General features: G+C 40.9%; 14 protein-coding genes. 5 read left to right on the top strand and 9 right to left on the bottom strand.

Translation table 11 applies throughout. The annotated features are described in order from the left end of the window. Nucleotides 1-24 precede the first annotated feature (24 nt). Both lysA and lptM read right to left on the bottom strand, forming a co-directional pair. On the bottom strand, nt 25-1278 hold the full coding sequence (lysA, locus tag PVK62_RS12030; RefSeq protein ID WP_274444674.1) for a diaminopimelate decarboxylase: 1254 nt from the start codon (nt 1276-1278) through the stop codon (nt 25-27). Between the two features lie 69 nt (nt 1279-1347). Continuing rightward, nucleotides 1348-1467: an LPS translocon maturation chaperone LptM gene (lptM, locus tag PVK62_RS12025; protein WP_080889821.1), complete on the bottom strand. Its 120-nt coding sequence runs from the start codon at nt 1465-1467 to the stop codon at nt 1348-1350. 81 nt (nt 1468-1548) lie between these two features. Between lptM and cyaY the strand changes: the two genes are divergently transcribed. Then, nucleotides 1549-1863 (top strand): iron donor protein CyaY, encoded by a 315-nt coding sequence (gene cyaY / locus PVK62_RS12020; RefSeq protein ID WP_274444672.1) that lies wholly within the window; start codon nt 1549-1551, stop codon nt 1861-1863. A gap of 154 nt (nt 1864-2017) precedes the next feature. On the opposite strand, the gene prlC is transcribed toward cyaY, so the two are convergent. Further along, nucleotides 2018-4060 carry an oligopeptidase A gene (prlC, locus tag PVK62_RS12015; RefSeq protein WP_274444671.1) on the bottom strand — a complete coding sequence of 681 codons (2043 nt, stop codon included), beginning with the start codon at nt 4058-4060 and terminating at the stop codon, nt 2018-2020. A 152-nt stretch (nt 4061-4212) separates the two neighbouring features. On the opposite strand from prlC, the gene PVK62_RS12010 reads away from it, so the two are divergent. Continuing rightward, nucleotides 4213-5052: a 23S rRNA (adenine(2030)-N(6))-methyltransferase RlmJ gene (locus PVK62_RS12010; RefSeq protein ID WP_274444670.1), complete on the top strand. Its 840-nt coding sequence runs from the start codon at nt 4213-4215 to the stop codon at nt 5050-5052. Between the two features lie 224 nt (nt 5053-5276). Next, entirely contained in the window at nt 5277-6632 is a 1356-nt protein-coding gene (gene gorA, locus PVK62_RS12005; protein ID WP_274444669.1) for a glutathione-disulfide reductase, read from the top strand. A gap of 86 nt (nt 6633-6718) precedes the next feature. On the opposite strand, the gene PVK62_RS12000 is transcribed toward gorA, so the two are convergent. The 3 genes from PVK62_RS12000 to PVK62_RS11990 form a co-directional block, all read right to left on the bottom strand. Beyond that, nucleotides 6719-7306, bottom strand: coding sequence for a hypothetical protein (locus tag PVK62_RS12000; protein WP_274444668.1), 588 nt, complete (start codon nt 7304-7306; stop codon nt 6719-6721). Between the two features lie 145 nt (nt 7307-7451). Beyond that, nucleotides 7452-7715, bottom strand: coding sequence for a hypothetical protein (locus PVK62_RS11995; RefSeq protein ID WP_274444667.1), 264 nt, complete (start codon nt 7713-7715; stop codon nt 7452-7454). Then, nucleotides 7699-8580, bottom strand: a complete 882-nt coding sequence (locus PVK62_RS11990; RefSeq protein ID WP_274444666.1) for an SPOR domain-containing protein — start codon at nt 8578-8580, stop codon at nt 7699-7701. The genes PVK62_RS11995 and PVK62_RS11990 overlap by 17 nt, the downstream gene beginning before the upstream one ends. Nucleotides 8581-8766: 186 nt before the next feature. On the opposite strand from PVK62_RS11990, the gene PVK62_RS11985 reads away from it, so the two are divergent. Then, nucleotides 8767-10647: a DUF294 nucleotidyltransferase-like domain-containing protein gene (locus tag PVK62_RS11985; protein ID WP_274444665.1), complete on the top strand. Its 1881-nt coding sequence runs from the start codon at nt 8767-8769 to the stop codon at nt 10645-10647. A gap of 9 nt (nt 10648-10656) precedes the next feature. After that, complete coding sequence (locus PVK62_RS11980) at nt 10657-11373, top strand: 3'-5' exonuclease (protein WP_274444744.1); 717 nt, start codon at nt 10657-10659, stop codon at nt 11371-11373. 57 nt (nt 11374-11430) lie between these two features. On the opposite strand, the gene PVK62_RS11975 is transcribed toward PVK62_RS11980, so the two are convergent. The 3 genes from PVK62_RS11975 to PVK62_RS11965 form a co-directional block, all read right to left on the bottom strand. Further along, the gene (locus tag PVK62_RS11975) at nt 11431-13017 is read right to left on the bottom strand and encodes a BCCT family transporter (protein ID WP_274444664.1); all 1587 of its coding nucleotides are present in this window, start codon (nt 13015-13017) and stop codon (nt 11431-11433) included. Nucleotides 13018-13255: 238 nt separating this feature from the next. Next, nucleotides 13256-14197 carry an ABC transporter permease gene (locus PVK62_RS11970; protein WP_122036458.1) on the bottom strand — a complete coding sequence of 314 codons (942 nt, stop codon included), beginning with the start codon at nt 14195-14197 and terminating at the stop codon, nt 13256-13258. A 2-nt stretch (nt 14198-14199) separates the two neighbouring features. Next, nucleotides 14200-15177, bottom strand: a complete 978-nt coding sequence (locus PVK62_RS11965; RefSeq protein ID WP_274444663.1) for an ABC transporter permease — start codon at nt 15175-15177, stop codon at nt 14200-14202. Between the last annotated feature and the right edge of the window lie 32 nt (nt 15178-15209).

Below are 15209 nucleotides of genomic sequence, written 5' to 3'. Positions count from 1 at the left end.
AAGCTGCTTGCTCTTTAATCTAAGTTAGTTTGGTAGAATGGATTCTAGCTCCCATAAAGAACTTAACTCTTCTCGTTTACGAACAAGATGAACTTGGTTCCCATCAACCATTATTTCTGCGGCGCGAGTACGCGTATTATAGTTTGATGACATCACAAAACCATAGGCTCCAGACGAACGAACCGCAAGCAAGTCATCAGCTTCGAGAACTAGATCACGGTCTTTACCTAAGAAGTCACCGGTTTCGCAAATAGGTCCAACTAAATCATAGCTTTGCGCTTCTCCTTCACGAGGAGCCACAGGCACGATATCTTGCCACGCTTGATATAGTGCTGGACGCATTAAGTCATTCATTGCCGCATCAATAATGGCAAAGTTTTTATGCTCGGTGTGCTTTAAGAATTCAACTTTAGTTACTAAAATACCGGCATTTGCTGCAATCGCACGACCTGGTTCAAAAATCAATTCAAGATCTTCACGGCCCACGAGACGGCTTAATAAAGCCGCTGCGTATTCTGATGGCTGTGGCGGTAACTCATCACGATAAACCACCCCTAAACCACCACCAACATCAAGGTGACGAATATTGACACCTTGCGCTTTTAAATCATCAATTAAGGTAAGAAGACGATCGGTGGCATCAATGAATGGCGTGATATCCGTTAACTGAGAACCAATATGGCAATCAATACCTTGAATATCTAAATTCGATAAGGTTTGTGCAAATTTGTATACTTCCGGCGCACGCTCAAAGGCGATACCAAATTTATTATCACGCAACCCTGTTGAAATATACGGGTGTGTTTTTGCATCCACATCGGGATTAATACGTAATGAAATAGGCGCTATAACTCCCATCTCAGCAGCAACGGTATTTAAGCGCTCAAGCTCTGGCTCTGATTCCACATTAAAACATTTAATATTAAGCTCTAACGCACGACGCATTTCATCAGCCGTTTTACCCACACCAGAGAAAACGACTTTTTTTGGGTCTCCACCGGCTGCCACAACGCGCTCAAGCTCACCTTGAGACACAATATCAAACCCTGAGCCTAGACGGGCAAGTGCATTCAACACACCAATATTTGAGTTTGCTTTAACGGCATAGCACACAAGGTGAGGTTGCTCACCAACAGAGCTATCAAATGCATTCCAATGACGCTCTAATGTTGCTCGAGAATACACGTACAATGGTGTGCCATACTGTTCTGCTAATTGTGCAACGGGTAACTCTTCAGCCCAAAGTTGTCCATCATCCTTATAATTGAAATAATCCAATGTCGTCTTCCTTGTCTAGTTCTGTGTTTATTAGCCAATGATTATTCAAATACACAGGCTACAAATAAATTATTCTGCTACTTCTGTTTTTGGTGCGTCATCTGCTGGCATGTACAACGATCCTGTTTGACCACAGCCAGCCAGTGTTAAGGCACTCAATAGCATTAACGCCATCACTCTTTTTTGCATAAGATTTTACCATTAGTGTTAATATCTGGTTATGCTCTCTATAATCGCACCACAGCCAAGAAAAGCAATAGGATAAATAAGATGAATAACACTGAATTTCACGAACTAGTCGATGAAAAACTGCAATTAATCGAAGATATGATTGATGAATCTGGTGCCGATATTGAGCCCGTTATCACGGGTAACGTATTAACACTAGAATTTGAAAACCGCAGCCAAATCGTAATTAGCAAACAAGAACCAATGCACGAAATTTGGTTAGCATCAAAATCTGGTGGCTTCCACTTTGCTTATACTGATGAGAAATGGACATGCTCTAAGACGGGTATGGAATTTATCGAGATGGTAAAAGAAGAATGCCAGAAGCACGCTGATGAAGAGATTGAGTGGGCTTAATTTCTCGATACGCTATCGCTAACTATAACGCTTCGCGTCTAGAAACGATAAGAGCAGAAAAACGGCAACTGGATAAATTACGTATCCATACGGACCATTTCCTGCTCTTATAGAAGCGAAGCGTCTAGTTTCTAGTTAGCGCTAGCGTATAGTTTTATTTACCAATTCCCGCATGACGCAGCATTGCATCCACTTGTGGCTCACGGCCACGGAAACGTTTGAACAATTCCATAGGCTCTTCACTACCACCCATCTCAAGAATATTATTCAAGAAACTTTGGCCTGTTTCTGTATTAAAAATACCTTCTTCTTCAAAACGAGAGAACGCATCCGCTGATAATACTTCTGCCCATAGGTAACTGTAATAACCCGCACCGTAACCACCGGCAAAAATATGACTAAAGCTGTGAGAGAAACGGTTCCACTCAACACTTGGTAATACCGCGACTTTCGCTTTTACTTCAGCCAGCGTTTCTAATACTTTTGCACCTAGATCAGGATCGTAATTTGTGTGCAGTGTGAAATCGAACATGCCAAATTCTAACTGACGCAAAATAAACATCGCTGATTGGAAGTTTTTCGCCGCCAGCATTTTATCTAGCATCTCTTTTGGTAGCGGCTCACCCGTTTCATAGTGACCAGAAATAAACGCCAACGCTTCTTCTTCATAACACCAGTTTTCTAAGAACTGGCTTGGCAATTCAACCGCATCCCAAGGCACGCCATTGATACCAGATACTGACGCCACATCAATTTGCGTTAGCATGTGGTGAATACCGTGACCAAATTCGTGGAATAAAGTAACTACTTCATCATGAGTAAACAGCGCTGGTTTGCCACCAACAGGCTTACTGAAGTTACACGTTAGATAGGCCACTGGCGTTTGCAGTTCGCCATTTTCAGTAATACGACGGACACGACACTCGTCCATCCATGCGCCACCACGTTTGTGCTCACGTGCGTATAAATCTAAGTAAAAACTACCACGCAAAGTATTGTTTGAATCAAAGATATCGAAGAAACGCACTGACTCGTGCCATACATCAACACCTTCACGCTCAACTACCGTCATACCAAACAAACGGTTTAAGACTTCAAATAGGCCAGAGACGGCTTTTGATTCAGGAAAATAAGGACGTAGCTCTTCATCAGAGATTTGGTACAGCTTTTGTTTTAGCTTTTCAGAATAATAAGTCACATCCCAAAGATCCAACTCATCAATATCAAACTCTTCTTTTACAAAAGCTTTTAACTCTTGTACTTCACGCTCACCTTGTGGTTTCGCCTTTGCTGCTAAGTCATTTAAAAAGCCCAGTACTTGCGTTGGGCTTTCCGCCATTTTGGTTGCTAGTGACTTTTCACTGTAAGAAGCAAAGCCCAATAAACGTGATACTTCATGGCGAAGTTGCAGCTCTTCAGAGATTAAATCGGTGTTATCCCATTTACCCGCGTTTGGACCACGATCCGAAGCACGAGTCACGAACGCTTCGTAAATTTCACGACGCAGTGGTTTATTATCAGCATAAGTCATGATTGGAATGTACGATGGCATTTCTAGTGTCAATAACCAACCGTCTAACTCTTTTGCTTCTGCCGCGGCTTTTGCTGCCGCCATGGCAGATTCTGGCAAACCTGATAATTCCGCTTCATCGGTAATGTGTTTTGACCAACCCATGGTTGCATCAAGCACGTTGTTGCTGAAGTTAGAACTTAATTCTGAGGTACGCTTACTGATATCACCGTAGCGTTTTTGTTGATCGGCAGGTAAACCAATGCCTGATAGTTCAAAATCACGCAGCTCATCAACAATTGTTTTTTGTTGAGCTTGAGACAGGGTTGCAAACGTCTCACTTTCTTTAATTGATTTATACGCTTCGTACAATCCTTTATGTTGACCAACCCACGTGCCGTATTCAGATAACGCAGGTAAACACGCTTCGTACGCTTCACGTAAGGCTTCACTGTTTTGTACTGAGTTCAAATGGCTCACTGGTGACCAAATACGACTAAGACGGTCATCGGTTTCAGCCAAAGGAATAATAATACTCTCCCAACTTGGGGCTGTATCAGACGCTAATACTTCTTCAATTTTTGCGCGACAATCGGCAATGGCTTGCTCTACCGCAGGCTGAATGTGCTCAGGCTTAATGTGAGAAAACAGCGGTAAATCAGTAAAGGTGAGTAACGGGTTAGACATATTCATTCCTTTTCTATTTTTCGTTTTTAGGATCGGCTTATCCCTTAAAGATGGTGCTTAATGGATAAAATTTCAATGGCTGATGCAAGAGTACACACATTGCGCGATAAACTTGGGTATAATCATGTGATTCCAATAGTGAGAGTTCATCCATGCTAAGTTATCGTCACAGTTTTCATGCAGGCAACCATGCCGATGTGGTTAAACACATTGTACAAAGCCTTATCCTTAATTCATTAACGCAAAAAGATAAGCCATTTGTTTATCACGACACCCACTCAGGGGTTGGTCGTTACGATTTAACGCATGAATGGTCTGAAAAAACAGGCGAATACAAGCAAGGTATCGCTCGTATTTGGGAGCAAACTGACCTTCCTGAAGAGATCGCCAGCTACCTAAATGCCATCACTGAATTAAACGACGGTGAAGAACTGCGTTACTACCCAGGTTCACCACGTGTTGGTCGTGCTCACTTGCGTCGTCAAGATCGCATGGTATTAACCGAGCTTCACCCTGCCGATCACCCTTTGCTTGAGCAAGAATTTCACCGTGATCGCCAAGTGTCTATTTATAAAGAAGACGGCTTTGCTCGACTAAAAGCAAGTCTTCCACCTAAAGAGCGCCGCGGATTAGTCTTAATCGACCCACCTTATGAGCTTGCAAAAGAATACCGTGATGTTGTTACTGCAATTGCTCAAAGCCATAAACGCTGGGCAACGGGAATTTATGCCATTTGGTATCCTGTGGTTAATCGCTGTGATATCGAAGATATGATCGAAGGATTAGAGGGGCTTGGTATCCGTAATATTCTACAAATTGAGTTAGGTGTTTCTGCGGATACTAACGAGCGTGGCATGACTGCATCTGGCATGATCGTGATTAACCCACCGTGGAAATTAGAAAGCCAAATGAAAGAAATTTTGCCTTTCTTAAAAGAGGCAATTGCACCAGCAACCGGTCACTTTAAAGTCGAGTGGATTGTTCCGGAATAAGCTCTAAAAGATCTAAGGGTTCAGATCGGTCGCAAGCTCTCTTAAAGAGTTCAGAATAGGTAGCGGGAGGCGCTCACTCTCAACAAACACCCCTGAACTCTGCAAGCGAAGCGATCTGAATTCTCATAGCTTTTGAAACCTCGTAGACCTTGAAAAAGAAAAATTTGGTCGCATTTCATACATAGTATGTAAAAAAGAATTAAAAATTTATTGGAGAGAAAGTAATGGCTACGCATTTTGATTATATCTGTATCGGCGGTGGTTCTGGCGGTATCGCATCTGCAAACCGTGCGGCTATGCACGGCGCAAAAGTTGCTCTTATTGAAGCACAAGATCTTGGCGGTACGTGTGTAAACGTAGGTTGTGTTCCTAAAAAAGTAATGTGGCACGGCGCTCAAGTTGCTGAAGCAATTAATTTATACGCTGAAGATTACGGCTTTGATGTTGAACTGAAAAAATTCAACTGGGGCAAAATGATTGAAAGCCGCCAAGCGTACATTGGTCGTATTCATGAATCTTACGATCGCGTTCTTGGTAACAATAAAATCAATGTAATTAAAGGCTTTGCAAAGTTTGTTGACGCAAAAACCGTTGAAGTAAACGGTGAACACTACACAGCAGATCATATCCTTATTGCTGTTGGTGGTCGTCCATCAATCCCAAATATTCCAGGTGCTGAGCACGGTATCGATTCAAATGGTTTCTTTGAGCTAATGGAGCAACCAAAACGTGTTGCTGTTATTGGTGCAGGTTACATCGCAGTTGAAATCGCGGGTGTTCTTCACTCTCTAGGTACTGAAACTCACCTGTTCTGCCGTAAAGAATCTCCTCTTCGTAGCTTTGATCCAATGATCATCGATACGCTGGTTGAAGTAATGAATACGGAAGGTCCAACACTTCATACTCACTCTGTACCAAAAGAAGTGGTTAAAGAAGAAGATGGTAGCCTGACGCTTCATCTAGAAAACGGGGAAACCCAAAACGTTGATACCCTAATTTGGGCAATTGGTCGTCACCCAGCAACGGATGCTATCAACCTAGAAAAAACGGGCGTAGCGACTAACGATCGCGGTTACATCAAAGTCGATGAATACCAAGAAACTAACGTGAAAGGCATCTACTGTGTAGGTGACATCATGGAAGGCGGCATTGAGCTAACTCCTATCGCAGTTAAAGCGGGGCGTTTACTGTCTGAGCGTCTATTCAACGGTCAAACCAACGCAAAAATGGACTACACATTAGTTCCTACTGTTGTGTTTAGCCACCCACCAATTGGCACGATTGGTCTCACTGAACAAGAAGCTGACGAGCAATACGGCAAAGACAACGTAAAAGTGTACACATCAGGCTTCACCGCGATGTACACAGCAGTAACTAAGCACCGTCAACCTTGTAAGATGAAACTGGTTTGTGCGGGCGAAGATGAAAAAGTCGTAGGCCTACACGGTATTGGTTTCACGGTTGATGAAATGATCCAAGGTTTTGCAGTAGCAATGAAGATGGGCGCAACTAAGGCTGATTTCGATGCCGTTGTCGCTATTCACCCAACAGGTTCTGAAGAATTTGTTACGATGAGATAGTTTATTTTTAGACTGTTTTAATGATAAAAACGCCGCCAATAGTTAATATTGGCGGCGTTTTTTTGTTCTCTCATTCGAATTATAACTTAATGCGAATGATCATGATGGTGATGACCACAACCACAAGTCGGTGCCGCGATCACACTTTGTAGGGGGTGAAACTCCATTTTCTCTTGCAGAGCTTCTGGTGTCAGTGAATTAATTAGTTGCATATTTTCCATATTTACTGCATTCACATCGCCTAATTCACGTTGCGCTTTAGTCACTTCAATAAATTGACGACTCAATACTTCTGGCAATGTAAATTCACGAATCGCACACAATAAATTAGTTGCAGTATCTACCGCAATCATAGATACAGAGAGTGTTTTCTCTTCTGTCAGGGTGAAATAATCTTCAGGAATAGCCGCTGAATTTAACTGCATTTCAAACGCTAGCTCACCAAAGCTTGCCACAACTAAACAGCCACCATTGTCAGAAGTAATCACACCAAATTGCGCGCCTGTTTGACCTAAAATAGCTTGTTCGTCAGCGGTGATATTACCAAGACCAACATAAAGCATATTTGGTAGATCATTACGGAACAACTCAAGCATTGCACCATCACCTTCTTGGAACGGGTGATCTGTAAACGTTTGTCCAACTTGAAATTGCGGAGTGTTGTGTTCAGCCATAATGATTACCTTCTATGCATTAACTCGATTGATGGGACTAAGTGTAAGCTTTATTTGAAAAATGACTATCCCTGTAAAAAGCAAATGACTATTACGTGAGTGTAATAATTAAAATCCCAACTCTGCGTTAGGATTTAATGAAAAGTTACCCGCGCGGCTTAAACTCCAACACCGGCGCTTTCTCACCGTCATTGACATCTTTTGGATTATTAATAACCAAAAAATCCAATGCGCGTCCGGTTGGGCTTAATAACGCTAACTCTTCTTTATGTTCATCTTCTAAACAGATATTTAGCGTTATGTTTGATAATGCTTTAACCCCAAACTCTTCTTCTAAGGTTTCTAATGCTTCTTGTAGATTTTCCGCCAGAGACTTACTGTCCCAACGACCTTTAAATTGGATTTCCAACGACTTTATCCTCTGCTTTTTTCGTACACATCACATTGAGCATGGATGCATTTTTTAATTGTCTTGTGGTACCGTCTTTAAAGAGACCTAAATTATCAGCGCCCCAATAAGGTAATAATATTGGCCACTTATCTTCTTTCATGATGTTGGAATCAATCAATATTTGCCATTGTTCTTTTGATACTAAATTCATATCTATACGCTGACAAATCTCTTGGCTGCCTTTTGAGCTTGCTCGCAGCCAAGGTTGAGAATCTTCCATATAAAAACCATAATCATCACTTTGAATAAATGGCACTGCAAATTGCTCGCCATTAATAATGACTTGTTTGCGAATAGTAACAGGATCAGGTGTTGGCTCAACGGCTATTTTAGGTAATTCACTTTTTTCAGCTTTAAACTCCATCTTAGGCAGCGAAGCAAGAGCAACTTCTCTTAATGCTGATTGTCTAAATAGTGGGTCTTTTTGTAATGCTTTTAGTTGATTTTTAGCCTCCGAAAAATCGTTATATGGGCCGATTAAACAACGCTTACCTTCACTTTCTTTTTTCATGTTTATTGGTGCGTCAACTTTCGATTGAATTCGTTTCACTTTATCAACACCGAGTGGTTTACTAAATACACCACATTGGATCCAAAACTCACTCTCACCTTGTGCCAATTTTGCATCTTGATTGCCCCAAAGTGCCTCTCCAATAGGGCAAGAATCAGGTAAATAACCCGATGCTGAACAAACAGATGTGAGCGCACTATTGTTATTCTCAAGATACTGAGTTAACTCATCAGCCGCCTTGGCTTGTGATATTGTCGCCAATAACATTAACGGCATTACTAGCGTATTTGTTTTTTTAACGATTGCCATCATGGAAGTACCTTAAAAAAATATATCTATTAATGTTAGCAAAAAGTCAGTTGAAAATCTGAGATTCCACTGTGTTTTTTTGTCTATAAATTACGCTTATTTTCAAAATATAAAAACAATTCAGATAGATATAGTCATGATGATAAACTACACTGAATCCTTACTTTCTACATTACTATCGAGCCCTGCATGGAAGTTGAACTGTTAGAAATCCAACACTTTTTATCCCAATACCCTCCTTTTAATTTGCTACCTGAAGAAGCAATAAAAGAAACGGCACAAAGTGTCGAAATTTCTTATTATCGAGCAGAAAGTATGGTGATTGGTTTTGGTGATGAGATCAAAGATTTATACATGGTTCGCAGTGGCATTATCGAAGTCTACCGTCGAAACGGTGAGCTCTATAATCGATTAGATGAGGGCAGTATCTTTGGTCAAATGGGACTATTGATGAATAATAAAGTACGTTTTCCTGCCAAGGCTTTAAACGATTCTTTATTATATTGTATTCCTGAATCAGTATTTGATGATTTTTGCGAGCGTTATGATGAATTCTCAGACTTTGTTGAAGTAGAAGATGCAACTCGCCTAAAACAAGCGGTAGAAAGTAATCATGATGATGCGAATGATCTAACCACCTCGAAAGTAAAAACCTTACTGACTCGTGAAGCGGTCATGATCACTAAATACGAAACCATTCAATCCGCCGCAAAAACAATGGCTGAAGAGAATGTTTCTGCGGTGTTAATTACCGATCCTGAAATCAATACCGACGAAGAAGATAATGACTTTGTAGGCATCATTACCGACCGAGATTTATGCACCAAGGTACTGGCGTGTGGTTTGGATTCTGAAACCCCGGTATCTGAAGTGATGTCGACAGAGCTTATTTCACTAGACCACAACGCTTACGTATTTGAAGCGATGTTGATGATGCTTCGATATAACGTACATCACTTACCTGTATTGAGAAATAAACAACCAATCGGTGTTCTAGAGGTTTCTGATATCGTACGTTACGAATCTCAAAATAGTCTGTTATTTGTAAGCAGCATCTTCCAACAGCAAACCATTGAAGATTTAGTTATTCTCTCAAGCCAACTAAAAGACTGCTTTCTACGGATGGTAAATGAAGACGCTAACTCACACATGGTTGGTAGTGCAATGTCTGAGATTGGGCGAAGCTTTAAACAGCGACTATTAGAATTAGCAGAAGAAGAGCTCGGTTCACCACCAGTGCCTTATTGTTTCTTAGCGCTTGGTTCTATGGCTCGTGATGAACAATTAATTGTTACCGACCAAGATAACGCGATTATTTTAGACAATGACTTCAACGAAAAAGAACATGGTGAGTACTTCAAAGCCTTATCCGCCTTTGTCTGTGATGGTTTAGCGGCATGTGGTTATACTTATTGTACTGGCGACATTATGGCAACCAATCCTGAGTGGCGTAAAACCCAATCAGAATGGGAGGAGTGCTTTGCTGATTGGATCGATAACCCTGATCCTCAAGCGTTATTAAACAGCTCTATTTTCTTTGATTTAAATGGCGTTTATGGTCGTACAAAATGGGCAGAGCAACTTAATGGCTTTATTGTCCGTCGAGCGAAAAAGAATACTCGTTTCTTAGCTTGTTTGGCGAGAAATGGATTGCGCAGAACACCACCATTAGGATTTTTTAAAGACTTTGTGATGGAAAAAGATGGTCGCCATAATAATTCTATCAATCTAAAACGTCGTGGTACTGCTCCGCTAGCGGATTTAATCCGTGTTCATGCATTGGCTATTGGTTCTCAAGCTCAAAACTCATTTGAACGTTTAGATGACATTATCGAAGCGGGTATTTTGCCAAAATCAAAAGGCAGCGATTTACACCATGCAATGGAATTAATCTCATTGGTACGCCTTCGTCACCAAGCGCTAGATGTAGAAGCAGGGATTGAACCTGATAATAATATCGAGCCAGAGAATATGTCTGATTTTGAACGTCGAAATCTAAAAGATGCATTCCAGGTACTGAGTAATGCTCAAAACTTTTTAAAATATCGCTACAGCGCGAATAAATTTTAGGAGCTAATGATGTTTCCCCATTCTCCTCAAGAAATTTTAAATTGGGCCTCTTTTTTTAAGCATAAATTCAAGATCAGCAAAGATAAAAGACTTAAGAACTTCTATCAGTCTGGTACGTATGAAGAGGAAACCCCACTCAGTGACATTGATTTTGTTGCGTTAGATTTTGAAACAACAGGATTAGATGCGAATCAAAACAGTATTATTAGTATAGGTTTGGTTCCTTTTACTTTAAAGCGTATTCGTTGCCGTGAGTCTCAACATTGGTTTGTAAAAGCACAAGACAGTTTAGAAGAAAACTCAGTGGTTATTCATGGTATCACCCATACCGATCTACAAGGGGCTCCTGATTTACGTCGCATCTTAGAGAAGGTATTAGACTCTTTAGCTGGTAAGGTAGTTGTGGTTCATTATCGTAGAATCGAACGTGATTTCTTTGATATAAACCTACGAAATTTGATTGGTGAAGGCATTGTCTTTCCAGTTATAGATACAATGCAAATAGAGGGTGATTACCAACAAGAGCAATCAAAGGGCCTAATTAATTGGCTTAAAGGAAAGCGTCCAGAGTCAATACGCTTAGCCACAACTCGTTTACGCTATGGCTTACCGGCTTATCCTCCTCACCATGCATTAACAGATGCGATTGCGACGGCTGAACTATTTCAGGCTCAAGTCCATCACCACTTTTCACCAAACGACCCAATCAAGAAGCTGTGGTTATAAACACAAAAAAGCCGATGAAGATAATGACTCTTCATCGGCTTTTTATTTATCTTCTACTTAGTGTGAAGAACTATTATGTTTCTCTGTTCTCATGCCCATCAGTAAGCTAATACACATGACTAATAAAATAATGGTGAACGGTAGAGCGGTTGATATCGCACCAGCTTGTAATGCTTGAATAGCTTGAGTACCACCAACCCATAGCAGAGCTACCGCAATAGCACCTTCCATGAAGGCCCAGAATACACGCTGTGGAATTGGTGCATCCACTTTCCCCCCCGCTGTAATACTATCGATAACAAGTGAACCTGAATCTGATGACGTAATAAAAAACACCAGAACAAGAACAACAGCAATCATCGAAAGAATATTACCCATAGGCAGTGCATCAAACATTTGGAACATAGCTAAAGATACATCAGTTAAGCCCTCAGAGCCCAATGTGCCTATATTATTCACAACTTGATCAATCGCGACGCCACCAAAGATAGACATCCATAACACCGTAAATATCGTTGGTACAATCAATACAGCAGTCAAGAATTCACGAACAGTACGACCACGAGAGACACGTGCGATAAACATACCTACAAATGGAGACCATGAAATCCACCACGCCCAGTAGAACACAGTCCAACCGTGCATCCACGCTTCATCTTCACGACCATGAGGATTACTCAATGGAATAATATTTTCCACATAACCTATGATGGTTGTTGGGATCGTACCCATAGAAACGGCAAACGTAACCAAAGCAACAAACGCGACCAATACAATCGCAATGACCATATTGATGTTACTGATCACTTTTACGCCACCATCAATACCGCGCATTACTGAAATAACCGCTAATAAAGTAACGACAAAAATAATCGCAACTTGAAGTCCTAAACCGCCATCAATGCCAAATACATGGTGGAAACCACTTGCTGCTTGTTGGGCACCTAGACCTAATGATGTAGCTAAACCAAATAAGGTCGCTAACACAGCTAAGATATCAACAATGTGGCCTGGAATACCCCACGTTTTATCACCAAGAATGGGGTAGAAGATTGAACGCATTGAAAGTGGTAAACCTTTGTTATAAGCAAAGAATGCTAACGACAAAGCAACAACACCATAAATAGCCCAAGGGTGAAGCCCCCAGTGGAACATGGTTGCACCTAATGCAAGCTTGGCCGCTTCTGGTGTATTTGCTTCAACACCTAATGGCGTTTCAAACCAACCAGTAAAGTAAGCAACAGGCTCTGCAACTCCCCAGAACATAAGACCAATACCCATGCCCGCTGCAAATAGCATAGAGAGCCAAGATACCATCGAATAATCAGGTTTTGCTTTATCCCCGCCAAGACGGATTTTACCAAATGGCGACACAATTAATGCTAAACAGAAAATAACAAAGATATTGGCTGACCACATGAATAAACCATCAAACGCATTAATGATTTTCCATTTAAAACCATCTAGAACGATTTTTGCTGATTCAGGATCCGTTATTGCAACAGCAACTAAGAAGAGGGCTATCAGGCCTGCGCTGATGCCGAAGACGGGATTATGTACATCGAATCCCCATTTTTGAACGTTATCCTGCCCAACAGTATAATCCGTATTATCTATACTGTACTTGTCCTTATTTCTACTCATTATTCCTCACTTCGAACCGAAGTTCTCTGTTTTGGTTTAATTCAAATACTCACTTTAAAATATTTAAACACACTCTATGATCCTAACAACTGAGTAAATAATTGCCAGTAAAAGCGACAAATCAGTCAGAAAAAACAACTAAATAAGCCTAATAATCTTCTCTGCAATACATAAACAGTATTTTACAAGTATAAAAAAGCGATGAGATAAACACCGCTTTTCTATCTATTTTTACTTATTAACCCTTATAAATTTTTGGATTAAATACGTCTCTTAACCAATCTCCAAGCAGGTTAATTACCAAGACTAGAGTAACCAAAACTAAGCCTGGGAATGCCGTGATCCACCACGAACCAGAGAAAATATAGTTAAAGCCAATACTGATTAACGAACCTAAAGAGGGTTGGTCTACCGGTAGGCCTAAACCTAAGAAAGAGAGTGCCGCTTCTGACATGATCGCATTGGCAATCTGTACTGTTGAAATAACCAAAATGGGTGATAGACAGTTAGGTAAAATATGACGGAACATGATGCGTGGAGAGCGAAACCCCATCACCTTTGCCGCTTCGACATATTCTTTCTTCTTCTCTGCCAGTACTGACGCACGGATCGTACGCGCATATTGTGGCCATTCGGCAACACCAATGATCACAACCAACATGATCACTGCATATTGACTGAAGAACTCAGTACCAAAGCTTGCTTTAAAGATCGCAGAAACAATGATCGCAACCATCATAGTCGAGAATGATAACTGCACATCTGCAAATCGCATTAAGAAGCTATCAATTTTCCCACCAAAGTAACCAGCCGATAAGCCAATAACAATGCCGAGAGTCAGCTGTACTGCAACTGCTAGGAAACCAATCGTTAAAGATAAACGCGAGCCATAAAGAATGGTTGATAGTACATCTCGACCTTGGTCATCCGTTCCCAGAAGGAAACGCTCGTCTCCCTCTTCCATCCAAGATGGAGGCAACTCTGAATCCATAATGTCTATCGAGCTCAGATCATACGGATTACTTGGTGCAAGTACTGGAGATAAAAGCGCACCTAAAAGAAACACCATAAAAACAGCAAAGCTGAACATTGCTACTTTATCGCGTAAAAAGTAATACAAAAAATCTGATGATTTAAATCGTTCCCAACGTGTTGGAACGTGGTTAGTCGTTACATCCATGATTACGCTCCTTTCCCTGTGATATCTACGGTTGGGTTAATTAGTCCATATAACAAATCGACAATGGTATTCGTTACCACAAAAATTAGACCTACAAAGATAACGTAAGCGGTTATCAATGGCGTATCAACACGGTTAATTGCTTCTAAGAATAAGAATCCTGTTCCCGGCCACTGGAATACTGTTTCAGTCAAAATGGTATAAGCAACCATGGTACCAATCTGAACACCACCTACCGTTAGTACCGGTAGCATGGTATTTTTAAGTGCATGTTGATAATAAATTTTGTTGGTTGCGATGCCTTTCGCTTTTGAAAACTTAATGTATTCCGAGCTCAGCACTTCTAACATTTCAGAACGAACCAAACGAATAAACAGAGGTAGCATGATTGAAGCTAATGAAATACAAGGCAATACTAAATGAGCCAATCCATCAAGAGTAAAGAACCCTGACTCCCAACCTAATAAATTATAAGTATCACCTCGCCCATAAGACGGTAGCCAATTTAATTCAATGGAGAAAACATACATCAGCATAATTGCGGTCAAAAAGACGGGCACCGAAATACCAATACTACTGAATGCCATGATAGCTTTTGTGAAAAAACTTTTGGGATGAATCGCTGAATAAACCCCCAGAGGTATAGAAAGAAATACAATAATAATTGCGGCCCCTAATACTAGTTCTAAGGTTGCAACAAGCTTATCAAGAATGACTTCTACCGCTGGTTTTTTGAAGAAATAAGACGTGCCCAAGTCACCTTGAACCGCATTAGTAATAAAACGTGTGTACTTTGTGATGAATGGGTCGTTTAACCCTAAATCATCTCTCAGAGCTTGACGCTCTGCTTCTGAAACTGATTGCCCAACCAATTCACGTAACGGGTCACCCAAATTATCTTGAATGGAAAACGCAACCAGACTGATCACAAACATCACTATCAGTGCCTGAAACAGGCGCTTGACCAGAAACGTAAACATTCCTTGTCCCCTTCTTAATCCTAAAAATGATA

Origin of the sequence: Aliivibrio sp. S3MY1 (assembly GCF_028765575.1) — a bacterium.
Lineage (GTDB): Bacteria > Pseudomonadota > Gammaproteobacteria > Enterobacterales > Vibrionaceae > Aliivibrio.
The sequence above is the reverse complement of the archived record's forward strand: the minus strand, read 5'-3'. Positions and strand labels throughout refer to the sequence as shown.